The organism is Bradyrhizobium tropiciagri (assembly GCF_018130545.1).
In the GTDB taxonomy this organism is placed as follows: Bacteria; Pseudomonadota; Alphaproteobacteria; order Rhizobiales; family Xanthobacteraceae; genus Bradyrhizobium; species Bradyrhizobium tropiciagri_A.
In genome coordinates, this window is record NZ_JAFCKF010000012.1 from 125,954 (window position 1) to 149,165 (window position 23,212).

Annotated in this window: 20 protein-coding genes; 15 read left to right on the forward strand and 5 right to left on the reverse strand. The window is 64.6% G+C overall.

Annotation, left to right across the window (positions count from 1 at the left end; translation table 11 throughout):
* Positions 1-53 precede the first annotated feature (53 nt).
* The 5 genes from JQ616_RS36750 to JQ616_RS36770 all read right to left on the reverse strand — a co-directional run bounded on the left by JQ616_RS36750 (position 54) and on the right by JQ616_RS36770 (position 4,830).
* Positions 54-839, reverse strand: a complete 786-nt coding sequence (locus JQ616_RS36750; RefSeq protein ID WP_212023056.1) for an ABC transporter ATP-binding protein — start codon at positions 837-839, stop codon at positions 54-56.
* Positions 836-1,609 carry an ABC transporter permease gene (locus JQ616_RS36755; RefSeq protein WP_212023057.1) on the reverse strand — a complete coding sequence of 258 codons (774 nt, stop codon included), beginning with the start codon at positions 1,607-1,609 and terminating at the stop codon, positions 836-838. Before JQ616_RS36755 ends, JQ616_RS36750 begins: the two co-directional genes overlap by 4 nt.
* Positions 1,609-2,553 (reverse strand): ABC transporter substrate-binding protein, encoded by a 945-nt coding sequence (locus JQ616_RS36760; RefSeq protein ID WP_212023058.1) that lies wholly within the window; start codon positions 2,551-2,553, stop codon positions 1,609-1,611. Before JQ616_RS36760 ends, JQ616_RS36755 begins: the two co-directional genes overlap by 1 nt.
* Positions 2,554-2,731: 178 nt before the next feature.
* The gene (hutC, locus tag JQ616_RS36765; RefSeq protein WP_212023059.1) at positions 2,732-3,475 is read right to left on the reverse strand and encodes a histidine utilization repressor; all 744 of its coding nucleotides are present in this window, start codon (positions 3,473-3,475) and stop codon (positions 2,732-2,734) included.
* Positions 3,472-4,830: a formimidoylglutamate deiminase gene (locus JQ616_RS36770; RefSeq protein ID WP_212023060.1), complete on the reverse strand. Its 1,359-nt coding sequence runs from the start codon at positions 4,828-4,830 to the stop codon at positions 3,472-3,474. Before JQ616_RS36770 ends, hutC begins: the two co-directional genes overlap by 4 nt.
* Before the next feature lie 85 nt (positions 4,831-4,915).
* Here JQ616_RS36770 and hutI point away from each other — a divergent pair, with 85 nt between their 5' ends.
* From hutI to JQ616_RS39855, 15 genes are all read left to right on the forward strand, one after another.
* Entirely contained in the window at positions 4,916-6,130 is a 1,215-nt protein-coding gene (hutI, locus tag JQ616_RS36775; protein ID WP_212023061.1) for an imidazolonepropionase, read from the forward strand.
* Positions 6,127-7,686 (forward strand): histidine ammonia-lyase, encoded by a 1,560-nt coding sequence (gene hutH, locus JQ616_RS36780; RefSeq protein ID WP_212023062.1) that lies wholly within the window; start codon positions 6,127-6,129, stop codon positions 7,684-7,686. Before hutI ends, hutH begins: the two co-directional genes overlap by 4 nt.
* A 31-nt stretch (positions 7,687-7,717) precedes the next feature.
* Positions 7,718-9,385, forward strand: coding sequence for a urocanate hydratase (gene hutU, locus JQ616_RS36785; protein WP_212023063.1), 1,668 nt, complete (start codon positions 7,718-7,720; stop codon positions 9,383-9,385).
* 346 nt (positions 9,386-9,731) lie between these two features.
* Entirely contained in the window at positions 9,732-10,886 is a 1,155-nt protein-coding gene (locus tag JQ616_RS36790) for a transporter substrate-binding domain-containing protein (RefSeq protein WP_212023064.1), read from the forward strand.
* Positions 10,883-11,524 carry an ANTAR domain-containing response regulator gene (locus JQ616_RS36795; RefSeq protein WP_212023065.1) on the forward strand — a complete coding sequence of 214 codons (642 nt, stop codon included), beginning with the start codon at positions 10,883-10,885 and terminating at the stop codon, positions 11,522-11,524. The genes JQ616_RS36790 and JQ616_RS36795 overlap by 4 nt, the downstream gene beginning before the upstream one ends.
* 127 nt (positions 11,525-11,651) lie before the next feature.
* Positions 11,652-12,902 (forward strand): transporter substrate-binding domain-containing protein, encoded by a 1,251-nt coding sequence (locus JQ616_RS36800; RefSeq protein WP_249137785.1) that lies wholly within the window; start codon positions 11,652-11,654, stop codon positions 12,900-12,902.
* 124 nt (positions 12,903-13,026) lie between these two features.
* Positions 13,027-13,896 carry an urea ABC transporter permease subunit UrtB gene (gene urtB, locus JQ616_RS36805; protein WP_212023066.1) on the forward strand — a complete coding sequence of 290 codons (870 nt, stop codon included), beginning with the start codon at positions 13,027-13,029 and terminating at the stop codon, positions 13,894-13,896.
* Between the two features lie 18 nt (positions 13,897-13,914).
* Positions 13,915-15,054: an urea ABC transporter permease subunit UrtC gene (gene urtC / locus JQ616_RS36810; protein WP_212023067.1), complete on the forward strand. Its 1,140-nt coding sequence runs from the start codon at positions 13,915-13,917 to the stop codon at positions 15,052-15,054.
* Positions 15,051-15,803 carry an urea ABC transporter ATP-binding protein UrtD gene (gene urtD / locus JQ616_RS36815; protein WP_212023068.1) on the forward strand — a complete coding sequence of 251 codons (753 nt, stop codon included), beginning with the start codon at positions 15,051-15,053 and terminating at the stop codon, positions 15,801-15,803. The genes urtC and urtD overlap by 4 nt, the downstream gene beginning before the upstream one ends.
* Positions 15,796-16,488 carry an urea ABC transporter ATP-binding subunit UrtE gene (urtE, locus tag JQ616_RS36820; protein WP_212023069.1) on the forward strand — a complete coding sequence of 231 codons (693 nt, stop codon included), beginning with the start codon at positions 15,796-15,798 and terminating at the stop codon, positions 16,486-16,488. The genes urtD and urtE overlap by 8 nt, the downstream gene beginning before the upstream one ends.
* A 33-nt stretch (positions 16,489-16,521) precedes the next feature.
* Positions 16,522-17,559, forward strand: a complete 1,038-nt coding sequence (locus JQ616_RS36825) for an aliphatic amidase (protein WP_212023070.1) — start codon at positions 16,522-16,524, stop codon at positions 17,557-17,559.
* Positions 17,560-17,655: 96 nt separating this feature from the next.
* Positions 17,656-18,990 carry a purine-cytosine permease family protein gene (locus tag JQ616_RS36830; protein WP_212023071.1) on the forward strand — a complete coding sequence of 445 codons (1,335 nt, stop codon included), beginning with the start codon at positions 17,656-17,658 and terminating at the stop codon, positions 18,988-18,990.
* 33 nt (positions 18,991-19,023) lie between these two features.
* On the forward strand, positions 19,024-20,043 hold the full coding sequence (locus JQ616_RS36835; RefSeq protein ID WP_212023072.1) for an alpha/beta fold hydrolase: 1,020 nt from the start codon (positions 19,024-19,026) through the stop codon (positions 20,041-20,043).
* Positions 20,044-20,092: 49 nt separating this feature from the next.
* Positions 20,093-20,905 (forward strand): CbbQ/NirQ/NorQ/GpvN family protein, encoded by an 813-nt coding sequence (locus tag JQ616_RS36840; protein WP_249137788.1) that lies wholly within the window; start codon positions 20,093-20,095, stop codon positions 20,903-20,905.
* Between the two features lie 14 nt (positions 20,906-20,919).
* Entirely contained in the window at positions 20,920-23,208 is a 2,289-nt protein-coding gene (locus tag JQ616_RS39855; protein ID WP_212023074.1) for a nitric oxide reductase activation protein NorD, read from the forward strand.
* Positions 23,209-23,212 lie beyond the last annotated feature (4 nt).

Here is a 23,212-nt window from a genome sequence, read left to right on the forward strand (position 1 = left end):
TAGAGCCCCGATCCGATTCAATCGGGGTGGGGCTCTCGAAGCGCGGCTGATCGTCAGGCCTGTTCGGCGACCTTCAGGGCCTCGGTGCGGATCTCCTCGACCAGCCGCTCCTTCAGGGCGACGAATTCCGGCGTGGTCTTGATCTTGTAGGAGCGGGGATGGGGGAGATCGACCGCGATCTCCGCCTTGATGCGGCCGGGACGGGCGCTCATCACGATGACGCGGCTGCCGAGGAAGATCGCTTCCTCGATGTCGTGGGTGACGAACAGCACCGTCTTCTGGTCGCGCTCCCAGATCCCGAGCAGCATCTCCTGCATCAAGGCTCGGGTCTGGTTGTCGAGCGCGCCGAACGGCTCGTCGAGCAGCAGGATCTTCGGATCGTTGGCGAGCGCACGGGCGATCGCGGTGCGCTGCTGCATGCCGCCCGACAACTGCTTGGGCCAGTGGTTTTCGAAACCGGATAGTCCGACCCGGCGGATGAAGGCGTCGGCGATGTCGTGGCGCTCGCCTTGCGCAACGCCGCGCTCGCGGAGGCCAAAGGCGATGTTCTCGCGCACGGTCAGCCAGGGAAACAGGGTGTAGGACTGAAACACCATGCCGCGGTCGGCGCCGGGGCCGGTGACCTCACGCCCGTCGAGCGCGACACGCCCGCTGGTCGGCCGGTCGAGGCCGGCGATGATCCGGAGCAGAGTGGATTTCCCGCAACCGGAGGGACCTAGGATGGTGACGAAGTCGTTGTCGCCGACATCGAGCGTGGTGGGCTCGAGCGCGCGTGTCGGTGCATTGCCGGCGCGGGCGGGGAAGGTTCGCGAGACCTGATCGATCCTAAGCAGGGTCATGCGAGCTTCCACGGGAACAGCCAGGCGTTGAACGCCTTGAACAGGAAGTCGGAGATCAGGCCGATCAGCCCGATCACGATGATGCCGAAGATGATCTGCCCGGTGTTGAGCAGCGCCTGGCTGTCGGTGATCATGTGCCCGATGCCGGATGACGAGCCGATCAACTCGGCCACGATGACGTAGGTCCAGGCCCAGCCGAGCACCAGCCTGAGGATCTCTGCGATCTCCGGCGCGGCGGAGGGCAGCAGCACGCGGCGGATGATGCCGCTGTCGCGGGCGCCGAGCGTGTAGGCGGCTTCGACCAGATCGCGCCGCGTGGCGCCGACGGTGACGGCGACCATCAGGATGATCTGGAACACCGCACCGATGAAGATCACCAGCAGCTTCTGCAACTCACCGATGCCCGCCCACAGGATCAGCAGCGGAATGAAGGCGGACGCCGGCAGGTAGCGCGCAAAGGACACGAAGGGTTCGAGGAAGGCCTCGATCGGCTTGTAGGCGCCCATCAGCACGCCGATCGGCACCGCGATCACGGCGGCAAGAGCAAAGCCGCCGATGACGCGCCAGACCGTCATGCCGATGTCGAACAGGAAGCCCTGCTTGGCGAGGAGTTCGTAGCCTTCCTGCGCCATGGTCAGCGGGTTGGCGAGAAATGTCTTCGACACATGGCCGCCGAACGTCGCCCAGGACCAGAGGGCGACGAACAGCACGAAGAAGGCGAGGCCATAGGCCGCGCGCTGCTTCGATGTGGTGGGCTCGAGAGGACGCATTACTTGATGAAGCTGGCGTCGTAGATGTCCTCGACCTTCGGTGCGGCCTTGATGATGCCGACCTCGAGCAGCAGCTCCGCGGCGTCCTTGTTGAAGGAGAGGAAGTCGCCGGCGAAGAACTTCTGGTTGGCGGCCTTGTCCTGCCAGCGCAGGTACTTTGCCGAGTTGCCGAACTGCTCGCCGGATTGCTTCACGTCGGCGCCCATGATCTCATAGGCCTTGGCCTGATCCTTGGCGATTATGTCGAGCGCCTCGAAATAGCTGTTGGCCAGCGCCTGCGCCGCCTTTGGATTGTCAGTCAGGAATTTTGGCGTGCAGCCGAACGTGTCCATCACGATCGGATAGTCGAGCGTGGTGGCGATGATCTTGCCCTTGTCGGGCGCGGCGCGCACCGTCGACAGATAGGGCTCGTAGGTCATCGCGGCGTCGTTCTGGCCGGAGACGAAGGCCTGCGCCGCGGCGGCGGGCTCCAGATTCACCACGGTGACGTCCTTCACCGTCAGGCCGTTCTTCTTCAGCATCCAGGCCAGCGCGAAATAAGGCGAGGTTCCCGGCGCCGATGCCGCGATGGTCTTGCCCTTCAAGTCCTTGATCGCGGCGACATCGTTGCGCACGGCCATGCCGTCGGCGCCATAGCTCTTGTCGAGCTGAAAGATCTGCTTGGTCGCGACACCATTGGCGTTCCAGGAAATCCAGGTCTCGACCGTCGTCGCCGCGCACTGGATGTCGCCCGAGGCGATCGCCAGATGCCGGTCCTTCTGCGGGATCTTCTTCAAGGTCACGTCGAGGCCGTTCTTCTTGAAGATGCCGGCCTCCTTGGCGAGCGTCAGCGGCGCGAAGCCGGTCCATCCGGAGATGCCGACGCCGACCTTGATGTCATCCGCGAACGCGGCGGTGGACGCGAACAAGGCCGCGATGGCGGGCAATAGCTTGAGCGAACGCATGATAGTCGACCCCTTGAACGATGGATTGAACCCAGTTGATGTCTTCACGCCAGTGATGTCGTCACGTCAGTGATGTCTTCACGCCAGTGAACTCTTCGCGTCGGTCGCGGCGGATTGCCGCATGAGGCATGTCGGTGACTGATGATGCATTGCATGAAATATGCCGCGCAAGACGCTTTCAGCCTCCCTTGAAGCGAGCCACCAGGCGGTGCGTCTCGCCTGGATAATGCAGCCGCACCGCGGTCACCGTGCGCGCGCTGCGCCAGGTGTATCGGTCGATGACGAGGCAGGGCGCGCCGACCGCGATGTCGAGCGCCTTGGCCAAGCGATCGTCCGCAACGACTGCGCTGATGGTGTGTTCGGCCTCGGTCCACGGCACGTGGTGCAGCAGCCATGATCCCGGCGGTTCTCGTGCGAAGTCTGCGGTTGCGGCGTCCGGAACGGTGGCGAGATCGATCAGCCTGTCCTCGACTGCAAATGGCACGCCGTCGCCGCTGTGCCGGCAAGCGATTGCGATCACTTTGCCGGCCGTGGTCACGCCAAGCCGGGCGCGATCGGCCGATGTTGCGGTGCGCCGCCGGCAATCGATCAGCTGATAGCTGTAGCTGCGGCCGAGCGCGGTGATCTCGGCCCTGATATCGGCGATCGTGAGCACCGCCGATATGTGCTGCGGGCGGCGCACGAAGGTGCCGGCGCGTCGCCGCCGCTCGATCAGATCGGCCTGCGCCAGTTCCGACAGCGCCTTGTTCACCGTCATGCGCGAGCAGCGGTAGCGCGCCATCAACTGATGCTCGAACGGGATGCGGTGACCCGGCGGCCATTCACCGGTCAGGATCCGGGTCTCGATGTCGAGACGGATCCGCTTGTAGAGCGTCGGCTTGTTGGCCGCTCCGGGTTTCGTCCGATCGGAGGCGAGGCTCACGTGACGAGCCTCCGGATGCTTGCGTTGAATCGCTCGCGCGCTCTGTCGCGCAGCCGATGCCGTCCGCCGGTGACCAACTTGTCGCCGCCGGCCCAGACGCAGTCGATCGCGTCGCCTCCCGCCGCAAACAGCCATCCGTCGAGAGCGGCATCGCCTGATCGACCCGCGAGTGAAGGATGCGCCGTGTCGAGGCTGACGATGTCGGCCCGCGCGCCGGGCACGAGCCCGGCGTTGCCTTGCGCGAGCGCCTGCGCACCTCCTGCGAGCGCGTGATCGAACAGCGCGCGGCCGGTGGACGCACCGGGACGCCCCGACAGCACGTTGCGCTCGCGGTGCTTCAGTCGCTGGCCGTATTCGAGTTGGCGAAGCTCGTCGGCGACCCCGATCAGCACATTGGAATCGGTCCCGACGCCGAACCGGCCGCCCGCGGCAAGGAACTCGTGCGCGGAAAAGATGCCGTCGCCGAGGCTCGCTTCAGTGATCGGGCAGAGGCCGGCGACTGCGCCGCTGGCGGCGAGCGCGGTGACTTCCCGCTCCGTCATGTGGGTCGCGTGGATCAGGCACCAGCGCCGATCGACGGGCACATGGTCGAGCAGCCATTCGACCGGCCGCTGCCCCGACCAGGCAAGGCAATCGTCGACCTCGCGCACCTGTTCGGCGGCGTGGATATGAATTGGCGCTCCCTCGGCAAGTGGAATGATTGCTGTGAGCTCATCCGGCGCCACGGCGCGCAGGCTGTGCGGGGCGATGCCGATATTGGCGCCGGGCAATTTCCGGATCACCTCGCGCGAAGCCGCCATCAGCGCGGCGAACTGATCGACCGAGCAGATGAAGCGGCGCTGCCCGGCATGTGGTGCGGCGCCGCCGAATGTGCCGTGCGCATAGAAGCTCGGCAGTAGCGTGAGCCCGATGCCGGAGGCTTCAGTCGCCTCCGCGATGCGCACGGCCATCTCGGCCGGATTGGCGTAAGGCGAGCCGTCGCGATCATGGTGCAGATAGTGGAACTCGCCGACGCGGGTAAAGCCGCGCTCCAGCATCTCGACATAGAGCAGGGTGGCAACGGCTGCGACGTCGTCCGGCGTCATCGTCAGCGCAAAACGATACATCGTCTCGCGCCAGGTCCAGAACGTGTCGGTGGTATCGCCGCGCTGTTCGGCAAGGCCGGCCATGCCGCGCTGGAAGGCGTGGCTGTGCAGGCTCGCCAATCCCGGAATGGCCAATTGGTGGCGTTCGTCGCCGGCGGCGGGCGCAACGCCTGCCGTCAATGAGGCGATCGTGCCATCGGCGACGACAACCTGCACGTCATTGGCCCAGCCCGAAGGCAGCAGCGCGCATGCGAAATGCAGTCGTGTCATTTTTCCACGCCGGCTGGACAGAACCTCGACACGATTATATGTCTAGACATATAAGTCAAGCATCCCAGCTCGAAGGGACGATCGCATGGCAGAGCGTTTCGACCGCATCTGGCACAACGCCCGACTCGCCACGATGCGCGATGGTCGCGTCGATCTCGGCGAGATCGAGCAGGGCCTGATCGCGGCGCGCGACGGCCGCATCGTCTATGCAGGCGCACAGTCGGATTTTCCTGTGGATGCCGACGCCGCTGAACGGATCGATTGCGCCGGCCGCTGGATCACGCCCGGACTGGTCGACTGCCACACCCATCTCGTCTACGGCGGCAACCGTGCGCACGAGTTCGAGCTCCGCCTGAAGGGCGCGAGCTATGAGGAGATCGCGCGCGCCGGCGGCGGCATCGTCTCGACCGTTGCGGCGACGCGCAAGGCGACCGAGGGCGAACTTGTCGCCGGCGCGCTGCCGCGGCTCGATGCGCTGATCGCCGAGGGCGCAACCACCGTCGAGATCAAATCCGGCTATGGCCTCGATGCCGAGACCGAGATGCGGCAGCTCGCGGCGGCACGCAGCCTCGGCCGCGTACGGCAGGTTGCGATCCGCACGTCGTTTCTCGGCGCACATGCGCTGCCGCCGGAATCCGATGGCGACAAGGATCGCTACATCGATCTGATTTGCAACCAAATGCTCCCGGCGGTGGCCAAGGCCGGCCTCGCCGATGCCGTCGACGGCTTCATGGAGGGGATCGCATTTTCCGGAGAGCAGACGGCGCGGGTGTTCGAGGCGGCGCGTGCGCTCGGACTACCCGTGAAGCTGCATGCAGATCAATTGTCGAATCTCGGCGGCGCGACACTCGCCGCGAAATTCTCCGCGCTGTCGGCTGATCATCTGGAGCACACCGATGAATCCGGCGCGGTCGCGATGGCGAAGGCGGGGACATCAGCGGTGCTGCTGCCCGGCGCGTTCTATTTCATTCGCGAGACGCAGAAGCCGCCGGTCGAACTGTTCCGGAAACACGGCGTACACATGGCGCTGGCGACCGATTGCAATCCCGGCAGCTCGCCGCTGACCTCGCTGCTGCTTGCGATGAACATGGGCGCGACGCTGTTCCGGATGACGGTCGCCGAATGTCTCGCAGGCGTGACGCGCGAAGGCGCACGCGCGCTCGGCGTGCTTGCCGAGACCGGCACGTTGGAGGCCGGCAAATGGTGCGATCTAGCGATCTGGGACATCGAACGTCCGGCCGAGCTGGTCTACCGCATCGGCTTCAATCCGCTGCATAGCCGGGTGTGGAGGGCGCAATGAGCGCTGCTGCCGCGCCGATTGTTGTGACGCCCGGAACAGTCGACCTCGACATTCTTGCGCGCGTGCTCGCGGGCGCGTCCGTCGTGCTCGATCTGTCGTTCTGGCCGCGCGTCGACGCGGCCGCCGCGATCGTCGAGAAGGCCGCGCAGATCGACATTCCCGTCTACGGCATCAACACCGGCTTCGGGAAGCTGGCATCGACGCGCATCGCGCACGACCAGACTGCACTGCTTCAGCGCAACCTGATTCTGTCACATTGCTGTGGGGTGGGGCCTGCGACGCCAGAACCGATCGTGCGGCTGATGATGGCGTTGAAGCTGATTTCGCTCGGGCGCGGCGCCTCCGGTGTGCGCCGCGATGTGATCGAGCAGCTGCAGGGCATGCTCGCGCGCGGCGTCTCGCCGCTGGTGCCGCAGCAGGGCTCGGTCGGCGCTTCCGGCGATCTGGCGCCGCTCGCCCATATGACCGCGGTCATGATCGGGGAGGGGCAGGCGTTCCTTGATGGCAAAATCGTGCCGGGGCATGACGCGCTTGCCGCGGCCGGTCTCGCACCGCTGACGCTCGGTCCCAAGGAGGGGCTGGCGCTGATCAATGGCACGCAGTTTTCCACCGCCTACGCGATCTCCGGCCTGCTGCGCGCGCATCGACTGGCCTGCGCCGCGCTGGTGACCGGTGCGCTGTCGGTCGATGCGGCGATGGCGTCGACGGTGCCGTTTCGTCCCGAAATTCAAGCCTTGCGCGGTCATGACGGGCAGATCGCCGCGGCGGCGACCTTGACCGCATTGCTCGATGGCAGCGACATCAGGAAGTCGCATCTCGAAGGCGACGAACGCGTGCAGGACCCTTATTGCCTGCGCTGCCAGCCGCAGGTCGCGGGCGCCGTGCTCGACCTGCTCGCACAAGCCGCGCGCGGACTGACCATTGAAGCCAATGCTGTCACCGACAATCCGTTGGTGCTGGTCGATACCGGCGAGATCGTCTCGGGCGGCAATTTCCATGCTGAGCCCGTGGCGTTCGCCGCCGATCAGATCGCGCTGGCGCTCTCGGAGATTGGGGCGACCAGCGAGCGGCGGATCGCAACCCTCGTCGATCCCGCCCTGAACTTCGGCTTGCCGCCGTTCCTGACGCCCGACCCCGGCATCAATTCCGGCTTCATGATCGCCGAGGTGACCGCCGCGGCGCTCTTTGCCGAGAACAGGCAGCGCGCGATGCCGTGCTCGATCGATTCCACGCCGACCAGCGCCAATCAGGAAGATCACGTCTCGATGGCCGCGCACGCCGCGCGCCGGCTGTCCGACATGGCCGACAACCTGGCTTCCATCCTCGGCATCGAGCTGCTGGTCGCCGCGCAGGGCATCACACTGCGCGCGCCACATGCGACCAGCGCGCCGCTCGCAGCCGTCATCGCCGCGTTGCGCGCGCAGGTCCCGGCGCTCGCCGCCGACCGCTACATGGCCGGCGATCTCGCGCGGGCCGCATCGCTGATCGAAGCCGATGCGTTGCCCGTAGCTGTGATCGCGGCGCTTTCGACCGATCCGTTTCCAAGACTCACTTAGAAGACTTGCCTAGCCGACAGGGACACCCGTCATGAATCGCAGACTGGATAATGAACGCATCATCCGTGCCCCCCGCGGCAGCGACATCAGCGCGAAGAGCTGGCTCACCGAAGCACCGCTGCGCATGCTGATGAACAATCTGGACCCTGACGTCGCCGAACGGCCGAGCGAGCTCGTGGTTTATGGCGGTATCGGCCGTGCGGCGCGCGACTGGGAGAGCTTTGACCGGATCGCCGCCTCCCTGCGCAAGCTCGAGGGCGACCAGACGCTGCTGGTGCAATCCGGCAAGCCGGTCGGCATTTTCCGCACCCATGCCGATGCACCGCGCGTCCTGATCGCGAATTCGAACCTGGTGCCGCATTGGGCGACGCTTGACCATTTCAACGAGCTCGACCGCCAGGGCCTGATGATGTTCGGCCAGATGACGGCGGGCTCATGGATCTATATCGGCAGCCAGGGGATCGTGCAGGGGACCTACGAGACCTTTGTCGAGGTCGGCCGCCGGCATTATGGCGGCAGCCTCGCCGGCAAATGGATTCTCACCGCAGGTCTCGGCGGCATGGGCGGTGCCCAGCCGTTGGCCGCGACCATGGCCGGCGCCTCGATGCTCGCGGTCGAATGCCAGCCCAGCCGCATCGAGATGCGGCTGCGCACGGGCTATCTCGACCGCCAGGCGGCGACGCTTGATGAAGCGCTGGCGATCATCTCCGAGGCGACCAAGAGCCATAAGCCGGTATCGGTCGGCCTGCTCGGCAATGCCGCCGAGATATTTCCCGAGCTCGTACGTCGCGGCGTGCGGCCGGACATCGTCACCGACCAGACCAGCGCGCATGATCCGATCAATGGCTATTTGCCGAAGGGGTGGACGCTCGCCGACTGGGAGGCGCGGCGCGCCGTCGATCCGAAGGCGGTCGAGACCGCGGCCAAGACGTCGATGGTCGATCACGTCCAGGCGATGCTGGATTTCCACGCGCAGGGAATTCCGACGCTCGACTACGGCAACAACATCCGCCAGATGGCCAAGGACATGGGCCTGAAGCAGGCGTTCGATTTTCCCGGCTTCGTTCCGGCCTATATCCGTCCGCTGTTTTGCCGCGGCGTCGGCCCGTTCCGCTGGGCGGCGCTGTCAGGCGATCCCGAGGACATCTTCAAGACCGATGCCAAGGTGAAGGAGCTGATGCCGAACGACAGCCACCTGCACAATTGGCTCGACATGGCAAAAGCGCGCATCAAGTTTCAGGGGCTGCCGGCGCGGATCTGCTGGGTCGGGCTCGGCGATCGCCATCGCCTTGGCCTTGCCTTCAACGAGATGGTGGCGCGGGGCGAGCTCAAGGCGCCGATCGTGATCGGCCGCGATCATCTCGACAGCGGCTCGGTGGCGAGCCCGAACCGCGAGACCGAGGCGATGCGCGACGGCTCCGACGCGGTGTCCGATTGGCCGCTGCTCAATGCGCTGCTGAATTGTGCGAGCGGCGCCACCTGGGTGTCGCTGCACCATGGCGGCGGCGTCGGCATCGGCTATTCGCAGCACGCCGGCATGGTGATCGTTGCGGACGGCACCGCGGAGGCGGCGCGCCGGCTCGAGCGCGTGCTGTGGAACGATCCCGCGACAGGGGTCATGCGCCATGCCGACGCCGGCTATGAAACGGCGATCGACTGCGCCCGTGCCAACGGGCTCGATCTGCCGAGCCTGCGCTGACGCGAGTCCATGCGATTGAGGCCTCGTAAGGTACCGATCAGTATGTTCGCGGCTCTCAACCTTCTGGTTGATATACGCGAGGCCACCGGCCGGACATGTCTTGCGACGGGAAACCGCTGCTGCGGCTACCGGAGATAGGCGGTCCGCAGAGCGCTGCACCTGTGGTCCATCGACGATGACACATTATAGTCTGCCTGCTTTCGCGTCAGCGGCGCTGACAGGATGAGCGGCGAGGGTCCTTGTCTCGCGGCAGACGACATGCAATCTTCCGCTCCCGGCAATGCTGTTCGAGAGCAACAAGAATAATAATCCCTCTCGTCCCTCCAATTCTGTCGAGGGCCTGATCATGTCGAACCTTACCCAAACGACCTCCGCTCCATGGCGGATAGGAGTGCTGTTCTCGCGAACCGGCTTCATGTCGGTGATCGAGGAGACCCAGTATCAGGGTACACAACTCGCGATCGAGGAAGTGAATGAAGCGGGCGGGATCTGCGGCCGCGAGCTGGTTCCCGTCGCCTACGACCCCGGTTCGGATTCGGCCGCCTACGGCCACTACGCCAAGCGGCTGATGGTCGAGGACCAGGTCAGCACCATCTTCGGCTGCTACACCTCGTCGAGCCGCAAGGCGGTGCTGCCGGTGGTCGAGCGGTTGAATGGCCTGCTTTGGTACCCGACGCTCTACGAGGGGTTCGAGGCGTCGCCCAACGTGATCTACACCGGCTCCTCACCGAACCAGAACAGCCTCGCGCTGTGCCGTTATCTGATGGATACGTTCGGGACGCGGTTCTATTTCGTGGGATCGGATTACATCTTTCCGCGCGAATCCAACCGGGTGATGCGGGAACTGCTCAAGTCCAATGGCGGCTCGGTCGTGGGCGAGCGCTATGTCAATGTCTTTGCGCGCTGGCAGGATTTTGTGCCGATCGTTCAGGACATCAAGCGCGTCAGGCCGGACGTGATCTTCTCGACCGTGGTCGGCGAAGGCACGGTGTTTCTCTATCAGGCCTACGCGAATGTCGGGCTGGATCCGAAGCAGACCCCGATCGCGAGCCTGACGACGACGGAAGCCGAAATTGCCGCCATGGGCTTCGACGTCGGCGAGGGGCACGTTACGGCGGCGTCGTATTTTCAGGGCGTCGAGGGCAGCGCCAATAACGCGTTCGTGCAGCGCTTCAAGAAGCGTTTCGGTTCGGATATCTCGACCAACATGTGCGCCGAGGCATCCTATTTCCAGCTGCATCTGTTCGCCAAGGCGCTCGAGCAGGTCAAGTCGCTCGACACCGAAGTGCTGCGCTCGATGGTGTTCGGCACCAGCTTTGATGCGCCGCAAGGTGCAGTGACAGTCAACCCGATGTCGGGGCATACTGATCTCTGGACCCGGATCGGGCGTGCCAACCGCCAGGGGCAGTTCGATGTCGTCAGCCAGTCGAAGGAGCCGGTGCATGCCGATCCGTTCCTGATCGGATATGGTCGTGCAACGCAAACAGGAAGCGTCCAATGAACGAGATGTCGCGTAAGCCGACGCAGAGCCGAGACGTCGGCGGGCGCAAGACCATGGTTCAGGAACTTGCCGATCTGTCGGCCGTGGTGGTGGCGCCGGTCGACGATCAGGTCGGCATGTTGCTGCGCGAATTGCAGCGGTTTCGGATGCGGGTGCGTCAGGTCTGGCCGATGCCGGAGAGCGTGCCGGCCGATGCCGACGTGGTGTATTGCGAATATTCGCCTGACCTGGCGCGGCGTCTGCCGTGGATTCCCGGCGATGCGCGTTCCGCGCTGGTCGTGATCCTGCCGGCAACGGAGAGCGTGCACGCCGACGCGCTGTGCCATGCAACGCCCAACGCCGTGCTGCCGCGGCCGTTCACGCAGAATGCGGTGTTGTCCAGCCTCGTGCTGGCGCGCAGCCAGTTCAGTTACGAGCGGCGGTTGCGCAGCAAGATCGAGAAGCTCGACGACAATCTGCGCTCGATGCGCACGGTGGAGCGCGCCAAGGCCATCCTGATGGCGACGCGGCAGATGCCGGAAACCGAAGCCTATGGCTTCATCAGGCGACAGGCGATGGATCGTCGCGTGTCGGCAAGCGCAGTCGCCGCGGCGATTGTTGACTCGTTCGAACTGCTTGGCTACGATCATCAACAGTAAGCCCCAATAGCGGGGCCGGCGGCGACAGCGCCGCCTTCGACACAACCGGCAACAAAGCCCTCCCAATGCTCGCGTCAGCGCGCATCGGGAGGGCTTTTTGTTTTTTCAGTCCTGAAGGGAGCTAAGGATGAGCATTTCACGGCGGACTTTGCTGAGGAATACAGCGGCGCTTGGTGCGTTTGCCGGCGCCGGACTGCCGCATATCTGGATCAAGAACGCCGACCTCGCTTACGCCGCGGGCGGCGAGATCAAGGTCGGCGTGCTGTTCTCGCTGACCGGAACGACTGCGATCATCGAGGAATCGCTGAACAAGGCGACGCTGCTTGCGATCGAGGAGATCAATGCAGCCGGCGGCATCAAGGGCAGCAAGATCGTGCCGATCGTCGAGGATCCCGCCTCCGATCCGGCGACGTTCTCGGAGAAGGCGCGCAAGCTCGTCGTCGGCGACAAATGCGTCAGCGTGTTCGGCTCCTACACTTCGGCGAGCCGCAAGGCAGTGCTCCCGGTGTTCGAGCGGCAGAACAATCTCTATTGGTATCCGACGCTCTATGAGGGCCGCGAGTGCTCGAAGAACGTGATCTACACCGGCGCCGTGCCGAACCAGCAGCAGGACGAGTTCGTGCCCTGGCTGGTCAAGAAATTCGGCAAGAAGTTCTACCTGATCGGCTCGAACTACATCTATCCGAAGGAAGAAAACAACTACTGCAAGAAACTGCTTGAGAAGCTCGGCGGTGAGGTCGTAGCGGAAGAATATGTGCCGCTCGGTCATTCCGAATTCTCGTCCGTGATCAACAAGATCCGCTCGACGCAGCCGAACGTGATCTTCTCCACCGTGGTCGGCGATTCCGTGGTCGCACTGCATCGTCAGTACAAGGCCGCCGGCCTCGATCCCGAGAAGATGCCGATGGCAAGCCTCACGACCTCGGAGAACGAGGTTGCGGCGATGGGCGGCGAGGCCGCTGCCGGTCACTTCACCTCGGCGCCGTACTTCATGGTGCACAAGTCGCCTGAGAACGAGAAGTTCGTCGAGGCCTACAAGAAGCGCTGGGGCGCCGACAAGGTGACGCATTTCGTCTCGGAGGCCTGCTACTTCCAGACCTATCTGTTCAAGCAGGCGGTCGAGAAGCTCGCCACCAGCGACATCACGCCGCCGAACATCCGCGATGCGGTCAAGGGCCAGAGCATGATTGCGCCGCAGGGCAAGGTCCAGATCGAGCCGGAGAACCTGCACACCTGGCTGTGGCCCAAGATCGCCCAGGCGAAGTCGAACGGCCAGTTCGAGATTCTCGTCGAAGCCAAGGAATGGCTGAAGCCGGTGCCGTATGCGGCGTATCCCGGGCAGTCCTGCACCGAGAAGGGCCTGGTCGAGAAGAGCTGACGACGGGGGCGACAATGGCCGTCGGCGTGCGGCACCGGCGGCCAGCTTCCCGCAACGACAGCGTCCTCTCGCACACATGCGAGGGGCAGGGCGCACTACACGAACATCGAAAGCGGATCCCGACGTGGACCAATTCATCGAACAAATCGTCACCGGCCTCAGCATCGGATCGATCCTGCTGCTGGTCGCGCTGGGCCTGTCGATCATCTACGGCTCGATGGGCATCATCAATCTCGCCCATGGCGAGTTCGTGATGCTCGGCGCTTACGCGGCCTGGGTGTTCCACACCTATCTCGGGCTCGGCCTGCTGGCGAGCCTGGTTCCGATCTTCCTCGTGGTGGCTGCGTTCGGCTGGGTCATCGAACGCTTTGTCCTGAGCCTTCTGAACAACCGGCCGCTGGATACGATCCTCGCGACCTGGGGCGTCGGCATCATGCTGCAACAGGCGGTGCGGCTGATGGTCGGCAGCGAGTTGCGCTACGTGCAGCTGCCGCCGGCACTGTCCGACAGCATGGACGTGTTCGGTATTCCGGTGTCGTCGTATCGCGTGTTCCTGTTCGTGGTGTCGATCGCGCTGTTCGGGGCGACCTGGTTGCTGATGAACCGCACCACGGTCGGGATGAAGCTGCGCGCCATCATCCAGGACCGCTCCGTCGCGGCGTCCTTCGGCATCAACGCCAAGCGGGTCTATGCGCTGACCTTCGCCTATGGGGCGGGCCTTGCTGGACTTGCCGGCGCGCTGGTGTCGCCGCTGAAGAGTGTGTCGCCCGACATGGGCACCGGCTATGTGGTCGATGCCTTCATGGTGGTGGTGCTCGGCGGCGTGCAGAGCCTGGCCGGCACCGTGGCGAGCGCCTTCATCCTCGGCGAGCTCTCCGGCGGCATCGCCTTCCTGCAGAACGACACGGTCGCGAAGGCGATCGTGCTGCTTGCCATCGTCGTCCTCATCCGTTTCCGCCCCGAAGGGCTTTTCACCGCACGCGTGCGGGCCTGAAAGACAGATCGCTAATCTATGCCGTCGCATGTTCCTCACTCCAGCGGATTGCAGCGCCTGATCGCGCAGCTTGCACCGCTGCTGATCGTCTGCGCCGTGGTGTTCGCGCTTCCGGTGCTGCTCAACAACGACTTCCTGCTCAACAAGGTCGCGCGCTATCTGGTGCTCGGCATCCTCACGATATCACTCGGGTTGTCCTGGGGATTCGGCGGCATCCTCAATCTCGGTCAGGCGATGAGCTTCGGGCTCGGCTCCTATGCCATGGCGATGACGCTGAAGCTCAAGACCGTGCCGGTGCACACGGGAGCCAGCGGGCTACCGGACTTCATGGTCTGGAACAATGTCGCGCATTTGCCCTGGTTCTGGGAGCCGTTCCGCTCGCTGTCCTTTGCGATCGCGGCGGGCCTGATCGGGCCGGCGCTGGTTGCGGCGGCGCTCGGCTGGTTCATGTTCCGCGGACGCGTCACCGGCGTCTATGTCTCGATCATCACGCTCGCCACCATGGTGGTGATCAATCTCGTGATTATCGACCAGCAGAGCTACACCGGCGGTTTCAACGGCATCACCGATCTCGCCCAGCTCGAGCTGTTCGGTGTCGCGTTCGATGCCTATGGCCGCGCGACCTATTATCTCGTCGCCAGCTGCGTCCTGCTCAGCCTGCTGGTGGCCTTCGCTTTCACCAAATCCAAGGCCGGTCTGATCGTGCAGGCGATCCGCGACCATGAGAGCCGGGTGCGCTACTTTGGCTACGATGTCGCGCTCTACCAGATCTTCGTGTTCGCACTGTCGGCAGCGATCGCGGGGCTTGCCGGCATGCTCTACACCGTGGTGATGGAATTTGCCTCGCCGACCTTCCTTGGCGTGCAGCTTTCGCTTTCGGTCGTGGTGTGGTGCGCAGTCGGCGGCCGGCAGAGCCTGGTCGGCGCGTTCCTCGGCGCGGTGCTGGTGGCGGGCATGCAGGGCGCGCTGTCGGAATCCGCGGCGTTCCTCGAAACCTGGACGCTGGTGATGGGCGCGCTGTTCGTGCTCGTGGTGCTGTTCCTGCCGAAGGGGCTCGCCGGCCTCGCGCAGGCCGCGCTGCGCTGGACCGTGCAGCGTCGCCAAGCCGCCGGCCGCGACGTCGCGCAAGGCGTCGGCCAGACGGAGGGCAGCACATGAGCTCGCATCTGGATCTCCGCGGCGTCTCGGTCAGCTTCAACGGCTTTAAGGCGCTCAATGCGCTCAACATGAGCGTGCGCAAGGGCGAGTTGCGCTGCCTGATCGGGCCGAACGGCGCCGGCAAGACCACGGCGCTGGACATCATCTGCGGCAAGGTCAAGCCGAGTGCCGGCACCGTCAGCTTCGATGGCACCGCGCTGCAGGATCTCGAGGAATACGAGATCGCCCGCGCCGGTGTTGGCCGCAAATTCCAGGTGCCGAGCGTGTTCCGCGAATTGTCAGTCTCCGAGAATCTCCACGTGGCGCGAGCCCGTCGCACCTCGGTGCTCGGCAATCTGCGCTGGAACATCGGCAATTCCGGCCGCGAGGATGTCGAGCGGCTTGCCGAATTGGTCGGGCTCACCGAGCAGCTCGATCGACCGGCCGCCTATCTGTCGCACGGCCAGACCCAGTGGCTGGAGATCGGCATGCTGGTGGCCCAGGACGCCGAGCTGATCCTGATGGACGAGCCGACTGCGGGCATGACCGCGCAGGAAACCCGCAAGACCGCCGAGTTGTTCGCGCGGCTGAAGGGCAGGCACACGCTGATCGTGGTCGAGCACGACATGGGCTTCGTCAAGGCGATCGGCGACATCATCTCGGTGATGCATATGGGCCAGATGCTGGCCGAGGGCACCGCAGCGGAGGTCGAGGCGCATCCCGAAGTCCGCCGCGCCTATTTGGGATCGGGAGGCATCAGCCATGCTTGAGCTGACCGACGTCGACGCTTTCTACGGCAACAGCCGCGCCTTGCAGGGCATCAACCTGACGGTCGGTAATGGCGAGTTCCTCGCGGTGCTCGGCCGCAACGGGGTCGGCAAGACCACGCTGATGCGCAGCATCCTCGGCCTGATGGATCGCTGCACCGGACGGCTGGCGCTCGATGGCGCCGACATCTCGCCGCTGCGGACCTATCAGCGCGCCAAGGCCGGCATCGCCTATGTGCCGCAGGGCCGCGGCATCCTGCCGAAATTTACCGTGCGCGAGAATCTGACGCTCGGGACCTTCGCCGCGAAATCGGCCAGCGGCATCGACGAGTGGGTGCTCGAGCTGTTTCCGGTGCTCAAGGACTTCCTCAATCGCTACGGCGGCAATCTCTCGGGCGGCCAGCAGCAGCAACTCGCAATCGCGCGCGCGCTGTTGGCCCAGCCCAAGGTCATCCTGCTGGACGAGCCGACCGAGGGTATCCAGCCGAACATCGTCGAGCAGATCGAGGACGTGATCATGCGCCTCAACCGCGAACGCGGGATCACGGTCGTGCTGGTCGAACAGAATGTCGCGTTCGCGCGGCGTGCGTCTCATCGCTTCGCGCTGCTCGAAAAGGGACGCGTTGTCGCCAAGGGCGCGATCGGTGAGCTCACCGATGATCTCATCCAGCTGCACATGGCCGTGTAGCGGGAATTATCGTTCACGAAAGGGAGTCGAGACATGTTGCATGGAGACATATCGAGCAGCAAGGACACGGTCGGCGTCGCCGTGGTCAATTACAAGATGCCGCGCCTGCACACCAAGGCGGAAGTGCTGGAGAACGCGCGCAACATTGCCAAGATGGTGGAGGGCATGAAGCTCGGCCTGCCGGGCATGGACCTCGTGATCTTCCCGGAATACTCGACCCACGGCATCATGTACGACTCCAAGGAGATGTACGAGACCGCGTCGTCGGTGCCGGGCGAGGAAACCCGCATCTTCGCCGACGCCTGCCGCAAGGCCAAGGTCTGGGGCGTATTCTCGCTGACCGGCGAGCGCCATGAGGAGCATCCCAACAAGGCGCCGTACAACACCCTGATCCTGATGAACGACAAGGGCGAGATCGTCCAGAAGTATCGCAAGATCATGCCGTGGGTGCCGATCGAGGGCTGGTATCCCGGCGATTGCACCTATGTCTCCGATGGCCCGAAGGGGTTGAAGATCAGCCTGATCATCTGCGACGACGGCAACTACCCGGAGATCTGGCGCGACTGCGCGATGCGCGGCGCCGAGCTGATCGTGCGCTGCCAGGGCTACATGTATCCGGCCAAGGAACAGCAGATCCAGATCTCGAAGTCGATGGCCTGGGCCAACAACTGCTACGTTGCGGTCGCCAACGCCTCCGGCTTCGACGGCGTCTACTCCTACTTCGGCCATTCCGCGCTGATCGGTTTTGACGGCCGCACACTCGGCGAGTGCGGCACCGAGGAGAACGGAATCCAGTACGCCCAGCTGTCGGTGTCACTGATCCGCGACGCCCGCCGCAACATGCAGTCGCAGAACCATCTCTTCAAGCTGATGCACCGCGGCTACACCGGCCTGATCAACTCCGGTGAGGGCGACCGCGGCCACGCGGTGTGCCCGTACACATTCTACAAGAACTGGATCACGGACCCCGAGGGGACGCGGGAAATGGTCGAGGCCATGACGCGCCCGACCGTCGGAACCGACGAATGTCCGATCGAGGGCATTCCGAACCAGAAGGTCGCGCATCGCTAGGCGACATCGACGATCGGCGCCGGCGCGGACCTTTCGCGCCGGCGTGGCTCGAGGCAACGGCGGGCATTTTCACATCGGGGAAACAGGGGCGATATCATGAGCGGTCAATCCAATAGCGGACTGGTTCATCAGACCGAGGAGCAGATCGACGATCTTCTCGGCCATGAATTCGAGCACGAGCCGGTGCCGATCAGCGCCCGGCGCAGCGCCTTCTCGGTCACGATGGTGTGGCTGGGCTTTCCCATGATCATCACCGGCGCGATGACCGGATCGCTGCTGGTCTTGGGCATGGGGTTCAAGAACGCGTTGGTGGCGATGATCATCGGCAATCTGATCATGTTCGCCTATGTCGGCGCGCTCGGCCTGATCGGCACGCGGCGCGGCATGAACTTCGCGCTGATCGCGAGCATCGTGTTCGGAAAGAAGGGCTATGTGCTGGCGTCGGGCCTGCTGTCGACCCTGCTGCTCGGCTGGTATGCGGTGCAGACCGGCATCACCGGCGCACTGATCTCCTCGACTTACGGCCTCAACTATGTGGCGATGACCATCGTCGCCGGCGTGCTCTATATCGGCATCACTTTCGTCGGCGTGAAGGGGCTGCACTATATCGGGTTGGCGTCGGTGCCGCTGTTCGTCGTGCTCGGCCTCTGGGTCGCAGCCGACGCGGCCTCGACCACGACGTCAGCGGCGATCTTTAGCTATGCCGGCAACAACGGCGTGGCCAGCATGTCGATGGGCGTCGGCCTCACCGTGGTGCTGGCGCTGTTCATCGATGCCGGCACGGTGACAGCGGACTTCAACCGCTGGGCGCCGAGCCCGCGGGCCTCGCTGGTCGCGACCTTCAGCGCGTTTCCGTTCGCCAATCTGGTGGCGATGCTGGTCGGCGGCGTGATGACGGCGGCGCTTGCGGTGCCGAACGCCAATCCATTCGGCGTCGACAATATGTTCGGCTTCATGAACGGCAAGCAGCTCACCTGGCTCAGCATTCTCGCCTTCATCTTCCTCTACACCAATCTCGGCTCGGTCTGCTCGCACTGCCTCTACAACGCAGCCACCGGCTGGTCGCGGATCCTCGGCACGAATATGCGGCTGATGGCCGTGATTCTCGGCGGCATCGGCATCGTGGTGGCCGCCGGAAACGTCTGGGCGTTCTTCATCCAGTGGCTGTCGCTGCTTGGCATCATCGTGCCGCCGATCGGCGCGATCATCCTGGTCGATCAATATCTGCTGCGGGCCGACGCGCGCGCGGACGTGGACTGGCGCGCAAAACCATTCATTGCCTGGGGCATCGGGTCGCTGTGCGCCTTTGCGGTTGAAAATCTGATGCCGGGGTTGTCCACTGCGATTTCGGCCGCGCTGGTCGCCGGCGTCGTGTACGGAGCGATCGCGCGGGTGGAGTCTTCGTCAGAGAAGGTGGCGCGTCCCGCGTAAGCGACGACTTAATCAAGCAAAAAGGGTACAGCAATGAGCGTCGACTATCAGATCTATGATCTCGGCAATCTGACCTTGCAGCGCGGCGCGACCATCCGCGACTGCAAGCTCGCCTACAAGACGTTTGGCCAGCTCAATGCGGCCAAGGACAATGTGATCGTCTATCCGACCTGGTACTCCGGTCAGCACTACGACAATGAGTGGCTGATCGGGCCGGGTATGGCGCTCGATCCGGCGAAATACTTCATCATCATTCCGAACATGCTCGGCAACGGCCTGTCGTCGTCGCCGAGCAACACCCCTGAGCCGTATAACGGGCCGCGTTTCCCGCAGGTGACGGCTTATGACAATGTGCGGGCCCAGCACCGGCTGGTGACCGAGAAATTCGGCATCAAGCACATTCGCCTGGTGGTCGGCTGGTCGATGGGCGCGTTGCAGACGTTCCACTGGGGCGCGCTTTATCCTGACATGATGGATCTCTTGGCGCCGTTCTGCGGCTCGGCGAAGTGCTCGCGGCACAATTATGTGTTCCTCGAAGGCGTCAAGGCCGCGCTCACGGCGGATGCCGCCTGGAAGGAGGGCTGGTACACCGACAAGCCGGCCCGTGGCCTGCGCGCCGCCGCGCGGGTCTATGCCGGCTGGGGCTTTTCGCAGGCGTTCTATCGCGAGCAGCTCGACATCAAGACCATGGGCTATTCGTCGCTGGAGGATTTCCTGGTGGCGTTCTGGGAGGGCTTCTTCCTGCCGAAGGACCCCAACAATCTGCTGACCATGTTGTGGACCTGGCAGAACGGCGACATCAGCGCCAACGAGATCTACAACGGTGACTTCAAGGCCGCGCTACGGGCCATCAAGGCCAAGACCTACGTCATGCCTGGCCAGACCGATCTCTACTTCCCGCCCGAGGACAGCGAGAACGAGGTGGCCAACATGCCGAACGCCAAGTTCGTGCCGGTGCCGTCGATCTGGGGCCACTTCGCCGGCGGGCCGGGGACCAATCCGGTCGATGTCGCCTTCATCGACACCAAGCTCAAGGAATTGCTCGCGTCGTGATATCGAACGATTGCGAACGGCTGCCTGCGCGATCATGGGAGGCGTGAGCTTGTCCAATCCCGCTTTGCTGCTCGATCAGTACCGCATCCGGGAGGAGCCGTATTACCGGTCCCTCAAGGATGAGGTCGAACTGTTCGGCGCAGCCTATGCGAGCCGCATGCCGGTGATGCTGAAGGGCCCCACCGGCTGCGGCAAGACCCGCTTCATCGAATACATGGCCTGGCGGCTCGGCCGGCCGCTGATCACGGTTGCCTGTCACGAGGACATGACGGCGGCGGATCTGGTGGGCCGCTGGCTGCTTGATGCAGAGGGTACGGTGTGGAGCGATGGGCCGCTGACCACGGCGGTGCGTCTTGGTGCGATCTGCTATCTCGACGAGGTCGTCGAGGCTCGTCAGGACACCACAGTCGTGATCCATCCCTTGACCGACGATCGTCGGGTGCTGCCGCTCGAGAAGCGCGGCGAGCTGATCCACGCCCATTCCGACTTCCAGCTCGTGATCTCTTACAATCCGGGCTACCAGAGCGCGATCAAGGACCTCAAGGAATCCACCAAGCAGCGCTTTGCGGCGCTGGATTTCGGCTATCCCGACCGGCCGGCCGAAACCGAGGTGGTGTCGCGCGAGGCCGGCATCGAACCTGATCTCGCCGATCTGCTGGTGAAGATCGCTCAGCACAGCCGCAACCTGAAAGGGCAGGGCCTCGACGAGGGCGCGTCGACCCGGATGCTGGTCAATGCCGGCCGCTTGATCGGATGCGGCATCAGCCTCGAAAAGGCCTGCGAGACCACGATCGTCGTTCCCCTGACCGATGACGCCGACACCAGGAACGCGTTGCGCGACGTGATCTCGGCCTGTGCGTGAATGGAAGCGCAGGGGTGGCGGTCGCACAAATCAGTTCGCTCGATAGCTTCCGATCCGGGCGTCGGCTCGCAGCGCTGCTGCGCGGCCACGATGATCTCGGCGCGGCCGTACAGGCGGCGCGGACCGCTTTGCACCGGACAGATCAGCTTGATCATCTCGCGGCCTGGGACGAGGCCGTGCACGAGCTGTTCGCGGCCAATCTCGGCCAAGCCGTTGTTTTGGGCTTCTTGCACCTATCGGAGCAATGGCCGGCGCACCGATCGATCGACGATCTGATCGCGATCGGACGCGCTGCCCGAGACGTTGGCCGGAATGCCGGAAGCCGCGCCGCCCATGCTTTGCTGACTGAAATGTCCAAGGTGCTGCCGCAACTCGCGAGTGCCGGAGAGCTTTCCGCTGTTCTTGTCGCGCTGGGCCAGCTCGCGGATGTGGGGCCGGAATCGGTCGGTCTTGCGCTCGGCCGTCTGGGGCCGCTGCTCGCGCATGCCGGCGGCGAGGATTTCTCCGCCTGGGTCTCTGCCGGCCTGCGCGCAAGCGGCGGCCGTGCATCGCGCCGGCGCGCTTATTTCGCACTCGACGATCCGCTTTCGGCGCGGCTGTTCGCCGTCGGCCGCACCGGCGATGATTTTGCCCGGCTGGAGAAGCGCCTCGCTGCAACCATGCTGGCGCTGTGGAACAGGAAGCCGCGCTTCCGCAAGCTTGCCATTGCACCGACACCGGTGCCACGGCGGACCTCACTCGCCGCCGGCCTGATCGGCCTGCCAGAGACCTTTCCCGGCTTCGAAGGCGAGGCGGCGGACGCCGTCTATCTCGCTGCGGTCGCACATGCCGGCGCGCATCTGGTGCATTCCACCGTCCGCTTTCCCGTGGGGCGGCTGAAGGCGCTGCAGATCGCGCTGGTCTCGCTGATCGAGGATGCCAGGGTCGAGACGCTGGCGCTGCGCGAGATGCCCGGCATGCGCCGGCTTTGGCTGCCGTTCCACTCTGCGACGCCGTCGGGGCAGGCGACCGCAGCCGGATTAATGACGCGGCTGGCGCGGGCGCTGATCGATCCGGACTATCAGGATCCGGATGCCTGGGTGACCAAGGGACGTCAGCTGTTTGCCGATGCTGCCGGCCGCTGGACCGATCCCGCCATCAGCCGCGAGATCGGCGGGCTGCTCGGCAACGATATCGGGCAGATGCGGCTGCAGTTCAACGCCAAGAGCTATGTCGTCGAACCTGCTTATCGCGACGACAATCTGGCGCTGTGGGATTTCGGCGAACAGCCGGACAGTCCAACCGAGACGATCGAACTTGCCGTCGATTCGGTGCGGATCGAGCGGCGTGACGATCCGAGCAGCCAATCGACTGACGACAACGCCAAGCCGCACGAGACGCTGCGCGCGAAGGCCGGCGCCGTGACGCTGCTGGACGGGTTTCCAGTCGCGACCTACCCGGAATGGGACTATGCGGCGCGTACCGAACGGGCGGACTGGACAACGATCCTGGAGGCCGACGCCGCCACGTCCGCACAGCCGTTCGATGCTTCGACGGACGCCGAGGCGATGCGCTGGATCACCGAACTGACCCGAGACGCGTCAATCGGCCGCCGGGTCCGTCAAAAAGGCCAGCGCGATGGCGATGCGCTCGACATCGACGCGGCGATTGCGCTGACGATCGAGCGTCGTACCGGCAGCATCAGCGAGCCCAGGGTCTACCAGCGCGATGCGCCGGGGCCGCGCGATCTCGCCATCCTGCTGCTGCTGGACCTCTCGCAATCCACCGCCGACCGTGACCGTCGCGGCCGGACGGTGCTCGATGTCGAGCGCAAGGCGGCCGCGATCATGGCTTCGGCGGTCGACGCCGCCAATGATGCGATTGCCGTACATGGCTTCAGCTCCGACGGCCGCGAGCGTGTGCGCTATGTTCGCATCAAGGATTTTGAGGAGCCGATGGACGCCGTCGTCCGTGCGCGCCTTGCCGGGCTTGGCAGCAGCCATTCCACCCGGCTCGGCGCGGCGCTGCGCCATGCCGGCGGCTACCTCGCAGGGCGGCGCGCATTCCGGAAAGTGCTGCTGGTCCTCACCGACGGCGAGCCGTCCGACGTCGATGTGCCCGATCCGCAATACCTGGTGGAGGACGCGCGCCGTGCCGCGCAGCAGCTGCGGCGGCGCGGCACTGATATTTTCGCCTTCGGTATCGGCGAGGACAGGTTTCCCCAGCTCGATCGGATCTTCGGTGAGCGCTATGCGCTCCGCGTGCCGCGCATCGAGGTGCTGCCGCAACGGGTGATGCAGCTCTATGCGGAGCTGAAGAAATAGACGG